Below are 15,608 nucleotides of genomic sequence, written 5' to 3'. Positions count from 1 at the left end.
CAAAGGAGCAAGGTGTGGGAAGACTGGAGCGACCACTGGCCCCCGATGCCGGACCAGTCACCGCGTTCGCCCGGGAGTTGCGCAGGCTGAGGACGGCGGCCGGCAGTCCCGGCTACCGCGACATGGCCACGCGGGCCATGTTCTCCGCCTCGGTACTCTCCGACGCGGCCGCCGGCTACCGCCTCCCGACCCTTCAGGTGGCCCTCGCCTTCGCGGAAGCCTGCGGCGGGGACCGCGCCACCTGGGAGCGCCGCTGGCACGAGGCGGCGCGCGCCGAGGGTGACGAAGGCGCGGCCCGCCCGGCCGCCAAGGCCGTTCAGCAGCACCAGGAGAACGAGCTGCGCGCCGCCGACGTGCGCGCCGTTCTGCCGCCGCCCGCCCAGCTGCCCATGGAGCCGCATCCCCTGGTGGGACGGGCCGAACTGCTCCAGCGGGCCCGGGCCATGACGGCTCCCTGCTACGGGGAACAGCGCCCGCCGGGGCCACTGCTGATCAGCGGTCAGGTCGGTGCGGGCAAGTCGGTCTTCGCCCTGCGGCTCGCCCACGAACTGGCGACGGGCCTTCCGGACGGACAGCTCTACGTGAACCTGGACCCGGCCGCCGACGGCCGCAAGGACGCGGCGGGTATCGCGGGCGGTTTCCTGGAGGCGCTCGGCATCCCCGCCGACCGCATCCCGAACGACCCCGGACAGCGGATCGGCCTGTACCGGTCGCTGCTCCACAGGCGTCGGCTGCTCGTGGTGCTGGACGGTGTGACGCACGAGCGCCAGGTACGGGAACTGCTCACCGCGGCGCCCGAGAGCCGCATCCTCATCACCAGCCGGTCGCGGCTCCTGGGCCTCGACGGAATTGGCCGAATAAGGCTGCCCTCGCTGGACCGCGACGAGTCCATGGAGCTGCTCGCCGAGCTGATCGGCAGGGACCGGGTCGGCGCCGAACCACGCGCCTGCCTGCGCCTCGCCGACGCGTGCGGGGACCTGCCGCTCGCGCTGAACCTGGCCGGCCGGCGGATCGCGGCCCGGCCCGAGTGGATGCTTCAGGACTCCGTTGCCGAACTGCTCGGCGAGGGGCGGCGGGAACCCGGCCGCTTCCTGAGCCGGCTGCAGATCGGGGACGAAGGCCTGGGCAGCCGCCTGGACAGCGCCTACCGCCTGCTGACCCCGTGGGCCCGCCTGATGCTGCGCCAGTTCGCCGGCTCCGAGAGCCCGCCCTCCGTGGACAACGTGGTGTACGAGTCCACGGACGCGCTGGCCGTCCTGGTCGAGCGGTCCGCCCAGCCGGTGGAGGACCTCCTCGAACGGCTCCTCGACGCGGGCCTGCTCGAACACTCCGACCTGCCGGGGCAGTACGGGCTGACGCCGATGGCCAGGGCGTTCGCACTGGCCCAGCCCGACCCGACGGAGGAGGAGCAGGTACCCGCGGCCCGCTCCGGCACGCACGCGCGGGTCGCCCGCTAGTCAGCGGCCGCCCGCCGGAAGGCGCCCTGCAGCTCCCGCTGCGGGGCGCCTTCGCACGTCGTCCCCTCAGGCGTCGGACCGCCCGGGGCCCTGCCGGCCCGCCGCGTACGTGATCGTGACGTAGAGGTGTTCGTCGAGGATCTTGGCGAGGGACACCCCGGCCCGGCCGATGCCGGCGCACAGGGTCCGCTCGTCCGGGCCGCCGGCCTCGGCGAGCGCCGCCCGCGCCCAGGTCCGGCCGGTCTCCAGGTGGCGGGCGAACGCGGCCCCGTCCCGTACGCCGTGGAGCCGGTCGGCGATGGCCGCGTCCCACGGCATGACCGAGTCGGGCCGCAGGGCGTACAGGGCCTTGGACGCGGCGGTCGGGCCGAGGCTGCGGCGGCCGATCGGCAGCGCGGCCAGTTCCTCGTAGGCCCGCGCGAAGCGGGCGATCTCGCGGGGGGTGAGCCGGGACAGCGGCGTCTGCGGCAGGGGGTGGCGCTCCCACCAGGCGGCGAGCCCCGCCCCGAACAGGTCGGGCTCCCCCTCCCGCGGGTACCGGATGCGGCAGCCCCAGGAGTTCAGCCAGCGGTGCAGGGCGGCGCGGTGCGCGGCGACGGAGAGGTCGAGGCCGGGGGCGGTCTCCTCGCGCAGCGCCAGCCAGCTCCGGTCCACCCCCGCGAAACCGTTGAACACCTCGGCCGAGGCCCGCAGTTCGGCCAGGGACGGAGCGGGCGGCGGCGGTGGCGCGGCCGGGGCCAGGTGGTCGCGCGCCACCCGGGCCGGCACCACCATCCGCCAGGCCTCGGTGACCAGTTCCGTCAGCTCCTGCGGGTCGAGGGCCGCCATCCTGGCCTCGACCCAGTTGAAGCGCAGGTCGGACGCACGGGGCATGAAGAACTTCGCCGGTTCGGCGGCGACGAGCGCCGCCCGCTCCTCCTTGGGGAAGGCGAAGCCCAGCTCGGTCTCGTCCCGGGAGAGGGCGAGATAGACGATCTTCCCGATCCGGAACTTCACCCGGTCCCGGATCAGGTGCTCCTCGGTCCTCGGCAGGCTGAGCGCGAGCCTGCGTACGTCATCCGTCGTGGCCACCGTTTCCTCCTTCGGCCCCGGCCGCCGGCTCACCGGCCCGCGAGCTGCGGGGCGAGGGCGTCCAGCGGCGGCCCGTCGAGCGCGCCGAGCCCGATCGGTGACGGGGCCCGGCCGGTCAGCCGGTCCGCCAGCGACCGCGCGATGAGCGGCGCGAACTTGAAGGATGTGCCCCCGCAGGCCGCGTACGCGTACGCGTCGCCGCCCAGGGCGACCACCAGCGGCCCGCCGGTCTCGGAGAAGGAGGAGTAGTAGGCGTCCTTGGCGGCCGTGACCCAGGCCGGGCCGAAGCCGGGCAGCAGGTCCCCGAACTCCTTCTCCAGCCGGCGCTGCCAGTACGGATCGGTGGCGTGGTCGGTGATTTCGTCCACCACCCGGCAGGCGGTGGCCGAGGTGAGTTTGAGGGCCGTGCCCGCCACCGGCGGGATCAGCCAGGCTCCCCCCTTGGTGCCGAGCGCGGGGATGGCCGGGGTGGACGCCCAGGCCTGCGCCTGGTGCCGGGGCACCCTGCAGTAGAGGAGGGACTGGCGGAACAGCGTCAGCCGCTCGGCGATGCCCTCCGGCATCAGTCCGCGGGACCAGGGGCCCACCGCGACCAGGACCGCGTCGCCGTGCAGGACGCGCCCGTCCACCAGCCGTACGTTGCCGCCCTCGCCGTCGACGGCGGTCACGGCCCGGTGCTCGATGAGCTCGATGCCGGGCTGCCACTTCAGCCAGCCGACGCACGCGGCGAGGACCCGTTCGGCGAGCAGGACCCCCGCCTCGTCCTCGAGTACCGCGCCGAGACCGCCGTCCACGTGCAGGTGCGGATAGCGGTCGGACAGGCCGGCCGCGGTCAGTTCCCTGACGCTGCCTCCGGCGTTGCCGAGCATCGCCGCCGCTTCCGAGGCCGCCGCGGGCGGCAGCACGGTGAGGGCGCCGACCTGCTCGTAGAAGCGGGTCAGGAAGAGATCTTCCAGTTCGACCCAGCGGTGGTGCGCGCGCAGCGCGGCCGCCGTGGCCTGCGGATCCGAGGGGTGCAGGGCCCGCAGGATCCGGTGCTGGTCGAAAGAGGTGGCTCTGCTGTGCGGGATGGGGCCTTGGTCCACGACCGTGACCTTGTGTCCGTCGAGCACGCATTCGACTGCCGTGAGCAGGGCGATCACACCGCCGCCCACTACCGTCACCCTCGCCGACATCACACACCTCCTTTCAGTGTTCCGGTGCCGACGTGTCAGCTGTCGAGGACGATCGTGGTCAGTGCGGCGGCCTTGGCGAGGTGCTCCTCGCAGTCCGGCCGGTCTTCGCCGGCGCAGATCACGTTGGCGTACCTGCTGAGGTAGCCGTCCGGCGGGAGCAGCAGCGTCGTCCCCGGCCGGACCATGACGTTCGCCTCCAGCAGCCCCGGGGTGTCGGGGGCGGCGGGCACGTCGACCGAGCGGACGGTGCCGTTCTGGTGCGGGTAGAGGAAGCGGATGCCCACGGTGCGGGCCTTGGCCGGCGTCCACTCGGGGCGGGTGCCGGTCGCCACTTCCGCGGCCACCTCGCCCGGCTCGATCCCGGTGGCGAGGCTGCCGAGGTACGGGATGAGGTCGCCGCCCAGCCGGGCGTTCACCTCGATGATCACCGGCCCGCGGGAGGTCAGCTTCACCTCGGTGTGGGTGATCCCGTAGCCGACTCCCAGCTCCCGGTGGGCGTCGCGCAGGATGCCCAGCAGTTCCTCGTCGGCCAGCAGCGGGTCGGTGGCGCTGACCACGTGCCCGGTCTCCTCGAAGTAGGGCTCCAGGCCCACTTCCTTGTGCGCGAGGAAGAGCGGGGTGTAGCCGCCGTCGAAGACCACGCCGTCGATGCTGATCTCGGGCCCGATCACGCACTCCTCGACCAGTGCCCCGCCCTCGTAGTCGCTGTTCCCGCCGTGGCCGGCGGCGTCGGCGACCTCGAAGGCCGGGCGGACCCCCTCCGGTCCGTCGACGCGGATGACGCCGATGCTCGCCCCCATGCCGCGGGGCTTGAGCACGACCGGGTAGCCGAAGGAGTCGGCCGCCGCGAGCGCCTGCTCGGCGTCGGTCACGTAGGCGAAGTGCGGCTGGGGCAGTCCGGCGGCGGTCAGCAGCCGCCGAGTGTTGTGCTTGTTGCGGCAGTTGTCGGCGCCCCGCACGGTCAGTCCGGGCAGGCCGAGCCGCTCGGCTATGAGCGCGGTGGTCACCACGAGCGTCTCGTCGTAGCTGAACACCCCCACCACCCGGTGCTCGGCGGCCACCGCCTCGGCGGCCCTGACGAGCCCTTCCTGGTCGGGCACCAGGCGTTCCCGGTCGAGCAGCTCGACGGTGGTCGAGCCGATGACGTACTCCTTCTGCCAGGTCGGATCCACCGCGTCCAGGATCCAGATCGGGCGCCGCCGGGCGGCGCCCGCGAGCAGGTACTCGCGGTAGGCGCGCTGTCCGCTGCCGACCAGGATCACCACGCCGTCATCGGTCGTGTGGGCGTCATCAGTCATGTCGGTCACCTCGCGGAGTGGGTCAGGACCCGGTCGCCGGCCGTCGCGATCGCCGCCAGCTGGGGCTGTGCGATGGCCAGGTAGTCGGGGGTGGACAGGGCCACGGAGCGGTCCAGGCGGGCCGCGTTGAAGTAGATCTCGTCGGTGAGGATCAGGCCCTCGTCGACGACGAGGTGCAGATCGGGGTGGAAGCTCAGCGGCATCACCGTGCCGCAGACGCTGCCGGCCAGCCGCTCGGCGATCTCCGGCGTGGCGAAGGCCGTGCGGCCGCCGCCGAACAGCGAGCCGACCGCCTCCAGGTCGACCTGCCGGTCACCGGGCACCACCGCGAGCACGTACTTGCCGACCCGCTTGGTGATGCTCACGCGGACGACGATGCACTTCGCGGCCTGCTCCAGCGGGTGGCCGCGCAGCACGCTCGCCAGGTCCGTGCGGCCCTCGGCGGGGTGGTCGATCAGCCGGTAGCGGGCCTGGTGCCCGTCGAGGTGGTCGATCAGCCTCTGGTACATCACAGCACCTCGCCGACGTAGTGCCAGTCCTCGGGATTGATCAGCCCGAAGGGGTTGACCGGGGCCACGCCCCGGAGGTCCTTCGCGACCTCCAGCAGACGGAAGGGGAAGTTGGGCATCCAGATGACCGGGACCTGCTGCGCGATGTAGTCCTGGTAGGCGTAGAGGTCCTCCAGGTCGTCGCTGACCACCGTGCGCGCGATGAGCTCGTCGGCCTTCGGGTCGCTGTAGCTGCCGAAGTTGACCGAGGACCCGGTCGAGTAGAGGGCCTCTCCGGTCGGGTAGAAGCCGGGGCCGTAACCCCAGCCGCCGTTCCAGTCGCTGAACTCCCACAGGCACGGGCTGTCGGGGCCCGGGGTGCAGGTGGTGTCCTCCAGGACCAGGACGCTCGCCTCGACCTCGGTCAGCTCGATCTCGATGCCGGCCTGTGCGGCGTCGGCGGCGAACTTGCGCATGACCGCGGTCAGGGTCTCGTGCCCCTGGGCGTACCGCATCGAGAACCGCAGCGGGGTGCCGGCCGGGATGCCCTCTCCCGCCTCGCCGGGTCCGGTGCCCTCGCGGACGCAACGGCCCGGGGTGGTGCTGGTGTCCCAGCCGTTCTCGGTCAGGAAGGCGCGGGCCGCCTCGACGTCGAAGGGGTACGGGTCCTCGTGCGCGGCGGGTGAGAGCAGCGGGCTGTCGGGCAGGGCCGGGATGGGCCCGGTGGTCGGGTAGCTGTAGCCCTTGTAGACGTCGCGGATGGCGCCGCGCGAGTCGAGGCAGGACTGCAGCGCCTGGCGGAAGTACAGCTGCTTGAAGATCTTTCCGGCGACGGTGGGGTTGTTGAAGTTGATCGGGAAGTAATGGATCTTGTAAGTGAGCTGGGGGACGAGGTCGTAGTGCTCGCCGAGCGGGTTGGGCCCGCCGGCCAGCAGGTCCTCGGCCGGCTCGGCAACCTCGTCGAAGGGCAGGAAGCCGATCTGCACCCCGTCGAGGGCCCCGGGGCCGCGGCGGAGCATCTCGTACTGCTCGGTGTCCGAGCCGGTGGGCACGAGCCGGAACTCGTCCAGGTAGGGCTTGTTGGGGCCCGAGTAGCTCTCGTTGGGCACCAGGACGCATTCGCCCGAGATACCGTCGATGGTGTAACTGCTCAGCTTCCAGGGTCCGTTGACAACACTCCAGACGGGGCTGGTGTCCCAGCTCTTGCGCTCGTCGTTGCAGGCCCGCAGGTAGGCGTAGACCGCGGAGGCCTGGGCCGGGTCGTGCGTGGCGTCGGCCGGCCGGTCGTCGGCGGTGCGGTCCCAGGCCTTCGGCAGCGGGGTGATGGTGCTGAACTGGTTCATCAGCACCCAGTTGTGCGAGTAGGCGCGGTCGAAGGTGAAGCTGACCTTGTCCTCGGCGACCTTCTCGTAGCCCGTCAGGTTGTCCGGGAAGAAGCCCGGCGTGTAGCCGCCGAAGCTGTCCTTCTCGGCCTCCAGGAGGTGCATCCACAGCATCACGTTGTCGGCGTCGACCGTCTCGCCGTTCGACCACTTGTACGGCTTGACGGTGATCGTCGCCGTGCGGCCGTCCTCGCTCCACTCGGGGGGCTCGGCGAGGCTGCGCTCGTAGTCCACCGTCGGCTGCCCGCCGGTGCCGTACCAGTACAGCGGGCGGTACATGAGCGTCTGGAACTCGTGCAGGTTGGCCACCCCGTAGTACTCGCCGGGGGTGAACGGGAAGATGAAGACCGGGCTGAAGCCGCTGGTGCAGGCCCAGGTCACGCTGCCCCCGCGGAGCGGGGTGGTGGGCTTGGTCATGTCCTTACCTCCTCCAGTGCGGATTCGCCGCTGTCCGAGTGGGCTCCGTAGCGCTCCCAGCGCTCGTTGAGCCGGATCCGTCCGTCGTCCAGGAATTCCGGGGTGCTCCAGCACCTGCCGGCGACCACCTCGCCGTCCGCGAGGACCATCGTGTAGGCGAATTCGAGGTTCCCGTCGGACTCCACCCGCCCGTTCAGCGAGCCCCTGCGGACGGGCCCTCCGTCGAAGTCGGCCCAGAGCAGGTCGCCTTCCTGGTGGTAGTGGCCGACGGGGGCGTCCTCGCCCGCCGGGTAACCGGTGTTGCGGAAACTTCTGCCGTCGTAATCGATCACGGGCGTCGTATCTCCTGAGTGATGCACTTGACCGCGCCACCGGCCTTCAGCAGTTCGGACATGTCCACGCCGTGCACCTCGAACCCGCGCTCGCGCAGCTCACCGATCAGGTGGGTGGCGGTCTCCGTCAGGACCACGTTCAGTCCGTCGCTCACCGCGTTCAGGCCGAAGGCATCGGCATCCTCCCGGGTGGCGATGACCGCGTCCGGGTACAGCTCCCGCAGCGCGTCCCGGCTCTCTTCGGAGAAGGCGGCGGGGTAGTACGCCACCAGGTCGTCGTCGAGGACGCACAGCGCGGTGTCCAGGTGGTAGAAGCGGGGGTCGGTCAGGTCCAGGCCGACCACCGGCAGGCCGAAGAACTCACGGAGCTCCTCGTGCGCACCCGGGTCGCTGCGGAATCCCGCGCCGGCCAGGATCCGCCGGCCGGCCGGGGCGAAGTCCCCCTCGCCCTCGTTGATGTACTCCGGGACCCTGACGTCGGTGTAGCCGTGCCCCTCGAACCAGGCCCGGTAGGCGTCGGCCTCGGCCGCCCGCTCCCGGTGGCGGAACTTCGCGATCAGCACCTTGCCGTCGACCACGGTGGCCCCGTTCGCGGAGAACACCATGTCCGGCAGGCCCGGGATTGGGTCGATGGCGGAGACCTCGTGGCCGAGGCCGAGGTAGAGGTCCCGGACCCGCTCCCACTGGGCCAGGGCCAGGTCGGCGTCCATGGGCTTCTCGGGGTTCATCCACGGGTTGATCGCGTAGCTCACCTCGAAGTGGGTGGGCCGGCACATCAGGTAGTGGCGCTTCGTGGCCGTGCGCCGCGGGGACTCAGCCATGCTCGGGCCTCATCTCCGTACGGATGCGGCTGGCCACGATGTGGGCGGTACTCAGCGCCTCCTCCAGCGATTCGCCGGTGGCCCCGAGGAAGCCGAGGATGTTGTTGCCCGCCGGCGGACGCTTGATGACGGTCCCCGGAGTGGCCGTGATCTTGAGGAAGAACACGGAGGACGGGACGTCCTGCGGCACCTCGATCGACTCGACCGTGCCGGCCCCGCTGATCAGGCACATCGCGGCGGTGTGCACCGAGGTCGGCGAGTAGTGCGAGACGTCGGGCCGGGTGCCCCGGGCCACGTCCACCACACACCGGATGGGGTCGTGGCCCGCGCTGATCCGCGCCATGTGGTCGAGCCCGCCGCCGCCGGGACGGATGGCGATCTCCAGGATGAAGGGCTTGCCCTGGTGGAACCTCACCTCCGCGTGCAGCACGGAGCGGCGCAGTCCCTGGGCGTGGGCCGCGTCCCGGACCACCTCGTGGACCGCGGCCACCTGCTCGGGGGTCAGGGAGCTCGGCGCGTGGTGGACGTCGTCGTCGAAGGTCCCGCTCTCGACGGTGATCCGGTCCACGATGGAGCCGAGGTACACCTCGTCGTCCCAGGCCAGCGCCTCGATGAGGTGCTCGTGGCCGTCAAGGTAGCCCTCGACGATGATCCCGTTCGGGCCGAGGTCGAGGCCGTCCGCCTCCATCAGCGCCCAGGTCATGGTCTCGATGCCCAGGGTGGCGTCCGCGAAGCGGGCCCTCATCTCCTCGGGGTCGTCGACCTTGAAGACGAAGTTGCTGGCGGCGCCCAGGGTGGGCTTGAGGATCAGCGGGTAGCCGAGCTCCTCACCGGCCGTCAGGGCGGCCTCGGCGTCGGGGGCGTACCGGAAGCCGGGATGCGCCGCGCTGCCGCGCTCGTGCGCCTGGCGCATGAGCAGCTTGTTGCGGCTGGTCCGGGCCGCTTCGAAGCCGATGCTCGGCAGTCCGAGCGCCTCGGCGACGACCGCCACCGTGACGACCCCGGACTCCGAGAAGGTCAGGACCCCCTCGAACTCCTCCTCCGCGTGCCACACCTTGGCGGCCGTGACGATGTCCTCGATGTGCTTGGATCCGGCGATCCGGTAGCGCTCCGCGTCCCAGAAGTCCTCGGTGCCCAGTCCGTTGAGGACGTAGACCTCTGCTCCGAGGTCCTGGACCTGCTGGTAGCGGGAGATGTAGTAGGTGGCGTTCTGGCTGGCCTCGATGGCGAGCAGCTTCATCTCTGCTTCCCCCCTCAGACCTTGGCCGGTACGGACTCGCGGGCCTCGGCGGCGCGCTCGGTGACCTCGGCGGCGGGCTCGGCGACCTCGGCGGCCCCGGCGACGGCCTCGGACTCCTCGGCGGCAGCGGCGGCGGCGACCTCACGGTCGTGCTTGCTGAGCGAGATGACGGTGATGGTGGCGATGACCACGACCAGGGCGGAGAGGGCGTAGAAGCCGTTCTTCACGTTGGTGGAGTCGACCAGGAGCGAGATCAGGACGACGGCGGTGGTGCCGGCGGCGAGGCCGAAGGCGTTGGTGGCACCGAAGACGAAGCCCGTCTTCTCCTCGGGCGCCGCGCTCATCAGGGCGGTGCGGGCCGAGATGCGGGCCACGCAGAAGGCGATGGCGGCGAAGGGGATGACGGCCATCATCGCGTAGAGGTGGACGGACTCCAGGGACAGGAGCACCGCGAAGGCGAGGTAGCCGATCAGGGCCGTCTTCAGCACGGTGGCCTTGGAGCTGATCTTCTTGAAGGCCCAGGCCGCGAAGAGCGCACCGATGCCGAACAGGGCGTCGACGATGCCGAGGTAGCCGGCGTTGGACTTGAAGCCCTCGATGACCAGGACCAGCATGATGCTGTTGCCGACGATGATGACGATGTTGCCGATGATGTAGAGCACCGCGAGACGGGCCAGCGGCGGGCGGGAACCGGTCAGGCGGGCGGCGGCAGCGGCAGCGGCCTTGGCCACGGTCTCCGGGGTGCCGGCGCCCTCGCCGGCCGGACGGCGGCCGATGAAGAACAGCAGGGCGGCGGAGACCAGGAACGTGATCGCGTTGAAGTAGAAGAGCGACGTGGTGCCGACCCAGACGATCACCCAGCCGCCGAGGGCCGCCGAGGCGAGCGTGCCGCCCTGGATGGCGATTTCGGCGTTGCCGTTGAACTGGGCCAGCCGCGACTCCGGGATGCGCTCCTTGATCAGGGCGTTGCTGGCCGGGAAGAACAGCGCCGCGGAGATCGACAGGACGAAGCTGGCGACGTAGCTGACGGTCGAGGGGTTGCCGCCGAGGGCCAGCCAGACCGGCAGGCCGATCGCGGCGGCCGCGCTGGCCAGGTCGGAGACCATCGCCAGGGTCCGGCGGTCGAAGCGGTCGGCGAGCTTGCCGAAGAACAGGGAGAGCGCCACCTGCGGGATGGTGACGGCGATCATCAGCCAGCTCACCGCGAGCATGGTGTTGGCCTCGGTGAAGACCAGGTACGAGGCGGCGGTGAGCTGGATGCCGTTGCCCAGGTTGGTGATGAAGGTCGCGGGGATGAGCAGTCGTTCTGCCCGATTGGGTCGGGGCGGGGCGATCGTGGACACAGTGCTCCTCGGAGGTCAGGCTCGGATGTCGACCGGCTCGGCCACGGGCTCGAACGCCCCGACCGCGGTGGACAGGAGGGGGAGTCGCAGCGGAGCGACGGGGTCGGCGGCGAAGGCGCCGGCCGGAAGGGTCAGGTCGGCCCCGGCCCGCTCGGCACGGGCCGCGACGTCGACGAGCAGCGGAGCAGCGCAGGCCGTCAGCGTCCGGACGGCGAGGACCAGGTCCCCGAGGTCGGTCGGCACGTCGGCCGCCACCCGGTCCGCCTGCTTCAGCAGCCGGTCGAGGTGGACGACGACCAGGTCGGCGGCGCGGTGGAGGCTGAAGCTCTCCAGCTCGTAGTGGGAGCGGAACCGCCCGACGACGATGCCCGCGTGCTCGGCGCCGGTCTGCGACACCGGGAGCGGCGCGTCCGCCGGGACGCCGGCGAGCAGCTCCTCCAGGCGGCCCGCGAGCCGGTTCCACGGCTCGACGAGCCGGGAGCTCGCCAGGGTGTCGAGCGCCTCGCGGCTGAAGTTGGTCCGGGAGTGCTCCGGCGCGGTGAGGGCCAGGTAGAAGCGCACCAGGTCGCGCGGTACCTCGGCGACCAGATCGGCGGCCCAGACCACGTGGCCTTTACTCGTTGAGAACTTCTGGTTCTCCAGTTCGTAGAACTCGTTCGACACGATGGCGTGCGGCTCGACGTACCGGTCGCCGTGCGCCATCAGCAGGGCCAGGTGCGTCATTCCCCAGAAGTAGACGTTGTCGAATCCGAGGAAGTACACGAGGTCGATGCCGTGCTCGGACAGCCAGTGCTCGTCGTAGCGGTCGGTGTGCTCACCGAGCTGCTCCGCCGCGTACCAGGTGCAGTACATCGAGGCGGCCATGCCCTCGGCCCATGCGTTGAGGACCTGGCCCGGCGTCTCGGTGAACGGCGCCGGGATGCCCCAGCCGGTGGGGTAGGTGATCGGGAAGTCCGGCAGCGGACGCTCCAGCGCCTCGCGGACCAGCTGCGCGGTGTGCGGCCGCAGCACGTCCCGGTGCCGGACGTAGTAGTCGGCGAGGCGGTCGCGGTACTCCTCCATCGGCAGCACGAGGATCTGCGCCTCGCGGTGCGTGACCACGGCGTCCGGGTCGACGGTGGAGCGCGGACGCAGCAGCTCGTCGAAGTTGTTGGGGTGTCCGCAGGACTCGCAGAGTCCGCCGCGGCTCTCCACCAGGCACACCGGGCAGTCGCCGGCGACCAGGCCTTCCATGAGGTACTCGCCGGTGGCCTCGACGTACGGCAGGCGCACGGTCTTCAGCCGGAACGCGCCGTCGTTGTGGAGGTCGGTGACGAAGTCGATGACGGTCTGCCGGTACCCCTTGTCGAAGGGGGCGAAGCCGTCCACGGAGATGCCGGCCGCCTCCAGGGTGGCGCGGATCTGCGTCGCGGAGCGCAGGGCCAGCTCCTCCGGCGTCAGGCCCGCCTTCGCCGCGCTGGACACCACGTAGGTCTGGCTGTCGTCGGTGCCGCTGGTGAAGATCACCGGACGGCCGGAGGCCCGCAGGTAGCGTGCGTGCACGTCACCGGCCAGGTAGGGGCCCGCCAGGTGCCCGGTGTGCAGGTCCCCGTTGGGGGTCGGCGGCGGCGCGATGATGACCGTACGGCGTGTCATGCCTGGGCTCCTTCGTGGCGTGCTGCGAACCGCTGCGTCATGTCGAGGTCCCACCAGACGCTGTACATCTCGAAGTCCTCGTCGGACTCGTTGATCACCCGGTGGTCGGAGCCCGGGGTGAAGTGCACGATGTCCCCGGTCGTGAAGGGCTTGCGGACGCCCTGCGACTCCAGGACGGCGGTGCCGGCGACGGCGATGAAGATCTCGTACTCGTGGTGGGCGTGGGCGGTCGACGCGGTGCCGGGGCGGATCACGCACCAGGACCCCTCGAACGGGGCGTTGAGCTCGGGCCAGGGCAGCAGCCGCTGCGCGTCGAGGCCGTTCTCGTGCGTCAGTCCTTCGCGGTCGAGTGGCTGGGTGAGCATGTGGGTCGTTCTCTCCTCGTCAGGCGGGTACGGCTCGTGAGGGGCGCGCGGGGCTCAGACCGCGCCGGCGAGCGCGAGCTCGCGCTCCTGGACCGGGATCTCCACCGCTCTCGACCGGCGGTGCGCCACGATGTCCTGGGTGATCTCGGCGGAGCGGCCGGCGAGCACGCTGAGCAGCGAGTCGGCGATGCCGTGGGTGGCCTCGTTGACGCCCTGCAGGTAGCAGGCGGCGGTCGCCGGGCGGCCCAGGTCGAGCCGGTAGTTCCGGCTCACGTTGATCTCGTCGAGTCCGATCGACTGCGCGAGGGCCTTGACCGCCCACGGCATCTCGCGGACGAAACCGGTGCCCAGGAGCACGAGGTCCGTGCGCATCTCCCGCTCGGCACCCGATTTGCGGTCGACGAGGGTCAGGACGATCTCCTCGCCGTCCATGCGTGCGGCGGTCACGTCGGTCATGGGGTGGAGCGCCAGGCGCTCCTGGCCGCTGCGGCGGTCCTGGTAGAACTGCCGGTACAGGCCGTCGAGGGTGGCCGGGGACAGACCGCCGTAGTTGGAGCGGTACATCTCGGCGAGCAGCTGCTGGCGGGCCTCGGGCGAGGACTCGTAGAACTCGTCGATGAAGGACGTGTAGTACAGCTCGTTGGTGAACTTGCTGCTCTCGTAGCCGTTCAGGCCGATGGACCGCATGATCATGGTCGGCTTGCACTCGGGCAGGTCCCGCAGGGCCGCGCCGAACAGCTCGGCCGCGCTCTGCGCACCGCCGATGACCGCGACCCGGTGCGGCAGGTCCGCGCGCACCCCGGCGATGCGCTGCGTGTACTGCGTGCTGTGGATGACGCGCTCGGCCGGCAGGCCGTCGAACACCGCGGGGACGTGGGCGTCACGGCCGGCGCCGATCACCAGGTAACGGCAGCCGATGGTGTCGCCGTTGGCGAGGGTGACCAGCCAGCCGGAGAGTTCGCCGTCCTCGCCGTTCACCGCTTCGACGGAAGTGCACTCGCGGCCGTATTCGACCTTTACCGCGGCGAGTTCGTCGGCCACCCACTGCAGGTACTCGGATATCTCGCTGCGGTACGGAACGAAGCTGGCCAGGTTGACGAAAGCGTCGAGCCGCTCCTGCGAGTGAAGGAAGTTGACAAAGGAAAAGCGGCTGCACGGATTGCGCATGGTGACCAGGTCCTTGAGGAAGGAGACCTGGCTGAGCGCGTCGGGCAGCAGCATGCCGCGCTGCCACACGATGTCCTGCTCGCGTTCGATGAGCAGGGTGTCGCCGGCCAGCTCGGGAGCGAGCTCCTCGACGGCGACCGCCAGCGCGAGGTTCGCCGGTCCTGCACCGACTGCGAGCAGTTCGACGTTGCGATGCGCCATGGAAGTACCTCCAGATGGAACAGGTGGACAGGTTCGTACGGTCGGGCAGGACGGTTCGGGGTCTCTTTCCCGTCCTTGCGTCGCCTCCCGAAACCGGGTGATGTCCACATTCCACGGGAGCCGCCGATTGCCCGGAAGCGAAGCCGGACACGGACAATCAACTCGGCCGAGGGCCTGGTCAGAGGGTTGATTGGCCGGTGTTCCGAACTGCTTCCGGTCAATGCGGAGCGCCTTTTCCATTGGCCCCAGTGATCAGTCGCGTTCGCGCTTCCGGCCGGCCCGAAACATCCCTCGGGCGGCCGGGCTTCCATCCGCACCCCATGAAGGAGCCCTCGTGCCGCTCACCGAGCCCATCACCCCCGCCGGCGCTCTCTACCGTTCGGAAAGCCCCACCCGCGTCGCCACCCGCCGCCGTCTGCTGATGTGCCGGCCCCGGCACTACGACGTCACGTATTCGATCAACCCGTGGATGAACCCGCAGCACGCCACGGACAATGCGCTCGCGGTCAAGCAGTGGGAGGGGCTGCGCGAGCTGTACCTCGAACTCGGCCACGTGGTCGAGGAGATAGACCCCATCGAGGGCCTGCCCGACATGGTGTTCGCGGCCAACGGCGCCACCGTGGTCGACGGCAAGGTCTACGGGGCCCGCTTCCGGCACGCGGAGCGCACCGCGGAGGGGCCCGCGTACCTGAGATGGCTGGAAGGCCGCGGTTACACGGACACGCTGTGGCCCGAGTTCGTCAACGAGGGCGAGGGCGACATCCTCACCGTGGGGCGGCGCCTGCTGGCCGGCACCGGCTTCCGCACCGACCCGCGCTCCCACGCGGAGGCGCAGGAGTTCTTCGGTCTCCCGGTCACCTCGCTGACGCTGGTGAACCCGGAGTTCTACCACCTGGACACGGCGCTCTCCGTCCTGTCGGACGACGAGGTCATGTACTACCCGGCCGCCTTCTCCCAGGGCAGCCAGGCGGTGCTGCGCGCCATGTTCCCGAGCGCGATCCTGGCCGACGCCGAGGACGCCGCCGTGTTCGGGCTCAACGCCTTCTCCGACGGCCGCCACGTGCTGCTGCCCGCCGCGGCCACCGGCCTGCACGCCAAGCTGCGCGCGCGGGGCTTCGAGCCGATCGGGGTCGAGCTCTCCGAGCTGCTCAAGGCCGGCGGCAGCGTCAAGTGCTGCACGCTCGAACTCCGCGACCGCTGAGCGGTGCCGGACGGG

The 15,608-nt window shown here is 70.9% G+C and carries 14 protein-coding genes; 2 read left to right on the top strand and 12 right to left on the bottom strand.

Features of this window, described 5'->3' with window-relative positions; genetic code table 11:
- Positions 1-14 precede the first annotated feature (14 nt).
- The gene (locus OG472_RS23255; protein ID WP_401610007.1) at positions 15-1,457 is read left to right on the top strand and encodes an NB-ARC domain-containing protein; all 1,443 of its coding nucleotides are present in this window, start codon (positions 15-17) and stop codon (positions 1,455-1,457) included.
- Between the two features lie 66 nt (positions 1,458-1,523).
- On the opposite strand, the gene OG472_RS23250 is transcribed toward OG472_RS23255, so the two are convergent.
- The 12 genes from OG472_RS23250 to OG472_RS23195 are packed head-to-tail and all read right to left on the bottom strand — an operon-like array spanning position 1,524 to position 14,392.
- Positions 1,524-2,528, bottom strand: a complete 1,005-nt coding sequence (locus OG472_RS23250; RefSeq protein ID WP_405941980.1) for an MmcQ/YjbR family DNA-binding protein — start codon at positions 2,526-2,528, stop codon at positions 1,524-1,526.
- A 29-nt stretch (positions 2,529-2,557) separates the two neighbouring features.
- The gene (locus OG472_RS23245) at positions 2,558-3,703 is read right to left on the bottom strand and encodes an NAD(P)/FAD-dependent oxidoreductase (protein ID WP_401610012.1); all 1,146 of its coding nucleotides are present in this window, start codon (positions 3,701-3,703) and stop codon (positions 2,558-2,560) included.
- A 35-nt stretch (positions 3,704-3,738) separates the two neighbouring features.
- Positions 3,739-5,001 carry an ATP-grasp domain-containing protein gene (locus OG472_RS23240; protein WP_405941979.1) on the bottom strand — a complete coding sequence of 421 codons (1,263 nt, stop codon included), beginning with the start codon at positions 4,999-5,001 and terminating at the stop codon, positions 3,739-3,741.
- Between the two features lie 5 nt (positions 5,002-5,006).
- Complete coding sequence (locus OG472_RS23235) at positions 5,007-5,510, bottom strand: YbaK/EbsC family protein (RefSeq protein WP_383565110.1); 504 nt, start codon at positions 5,508-5,510, stop codon at positions 5,007-5,009.
- Positions 5,510-7,288, bottom strand: coding sequence for an ABC transporter substrate-binding protein (locus OG472_RS23230; RefSeq protein WP_405941978.1), 1,779 nt, complete (start codon positions 7,286-7,288; stop codon positions 5,510-5,512). Before OG472_RS23230 ends, OG472_RS23235 begins: the two co-directional genes overlap by 1 nt.
- Positions 7,285-7,620, bottom strand: coding sequence for a hypothetical protein (locus OG472_RS23225; protein WP_327415049.1), 336 nt, complete (start codon positions 7,618-7,620; stop codon positions 7,285-7,287). The genes OG472_RS23230 and OG472_RS23225 overlap by 4 nt, the downstream gene beginning before the upstream one ends.
- Entirely contained in the window at positions 7,617-8,441 is an 825-nt protein-coding gene (ddaH, locus tag OG472_RS23220; RefSeq protein WP_405941977.1) for a dimethylargininase, read from the bottom strand. The genes OG472_RS23225 and ddaH (OG472_RS23220) overlap by 4 nt, the downstream gene beginning before the upstream one ends.
- Complete coding sequence (locus tag OG472_RS23215) at positions 8,434-9,681, bottom strand: ATP-grasp domain-containing protein (protein WP_401610021.1); 1,248 nt, start codon at positions 9,679-9,681, stop codon at positions 8,434-8,436. Before OG472_RS23215 ends, ddaH (OG472_RS23220) begins: the two co-directional genes overlap by 8 nt.
- 14 nt (positions 9,682-9,695) lie before the next feature.
- A complete protein-coding gene (locus tag OG472_RS23210) occupies positions 9,696-11,024 on the bottom strand; it encodes an MFS transporter (protein ID WP_405941976.1) in 1,329 nt (442 codons plus the stop codon).
- 15 nt (positions 11,025-11,039) lie between these two features.
- Positions 11,040-12,659, bottom strand: coding sequence for a class I tRNA ligase family protein (locus OG472_RS23205; RefSeq protein WP_401610025.1), 1,620 nt, complete (start codon positions 12,657-12,659; stop codon positions 11,040-11,042).
- Positions 12,656-13,024, bottom strand: a complete 369-nt coding sequence (locus tag OG472_RS23200) for a cupin domain-containing protein (protein WP_030714028.1) — start codon at positions 13,022-13,024, stop codon at positions 12,656-12,658. The genes OG472_RS23205 and OG472_RS23200 overlap by 4 nt, the downstream gene beginning before the upstream one ends.
- Positions 13,025-13,078: 54 nt before the next feature.
- Positions 13,079-14,392 carry a SidA/IucD/PvdA family monooxygenase gene (locus OG472_RS23195; RefSeq protein ID WP_401610029.1) on the bottom strand — a complete coding sequence of 438 codons (1,314 nt, stop codon included), beginning with the start codon at positions 14,390-14,392 and terminating at the stop codon, positions 13,079-13,081.
- 334 nt (positions 14,393-14,726) lie between these two features.
- Here OG472_RS23195 and ddaH (OG472_RS23190) point away from each other — a divergent pair, with 334 nt between their 5' ends.
- The gene (gene ddaH, locus OG472_RS23190; protein ID WP_362851242.1) at positions 14,727-15,593 is read left to right on the top strand and encodes a dimethylargininase; all 867 of its coding nucleotides are present in this window, start codon (positions 14,727-14,729) and stop codon (positions 15,591-15,593) included.
- The last annotated feature ends 15 nt before the right edge of the window (positions 15,594-15,608 follow it).

This window comes from Streptomyces sp. NBC_00207 (assembly GCF_045160965.1).
GTDB lineage: Bacteria > Actinomycetota > Actinomycetes > Streptomycetales > Streptomycetaceae > Streptomyces.
The sequence above is the reverse complement of the archived record's forward strand: the minus strand, read 5'-3'. Positions and strand labels throughout refer to the sequence as shown.

Coding starts and splice junctions, on each gene's coding strand:
- OG472_RS23245 (WP_401610012.1), bottom strand. CDS start 3,703: ATGTCGGCGAGGGTGACGGTAGTGGGCGGCGGTGTGATCGCCCTGCTC.
- OG472_RS23240 (WP_405941979.1), bottom strand. CDS start 5,001: ATGACTGATGACGCCCACACGACCGATGACGGCGTGGTGATCCTGGTC.
- OG472_RS23235 (WP_383565110.1), bottom strand. CDS start 5,510: ATGTACCAGAGGCTGATCGACCACCTCGACGGGCACCAGGCCCGCTAC.
- OG472_RS23230 (WP_405941978.1), bottom strand. CDS start 7,288: ATGACCAAGCCCACCACCCCGCTCCGCGGGGGCAGCGTGACCTGGGCC.
- ddaH (WP_405941977.1), bottom strand. CDS start 8,441: ATGGCTGAGTCCCCGCGGCGCACGGCCACGAAGCGCCACTACCTGATG.
- OG472_RS23215 (WP_401610021.1), bottom strand. CDS start 9,681: ATGAAGCTGCTCGCCATCGAGGCCAGCCAGAACGCCACCTACTACATC.
- OG472_RS23205 (WP_401610025.1), bottom strand. CDS start 12,659: ATGACACGCCGTACGGTCATCATCGCGCCGCCGCCGACCCCCAACGGG.
- OG472_RS23200 (WP_030714028.1), bottom strand. CDS start 13,024: ATGCTCACCCAGCCACTCGACCGCGAAGGACTGACGCACGAGAACGGC.
- OG472_RS23195 (WP_401610029.1), bottom strand. CDS start 14,392: ATGGCGCATCGCAACGTCGAACTGCTCGCAGTCGGTGCAGGACCGGCG.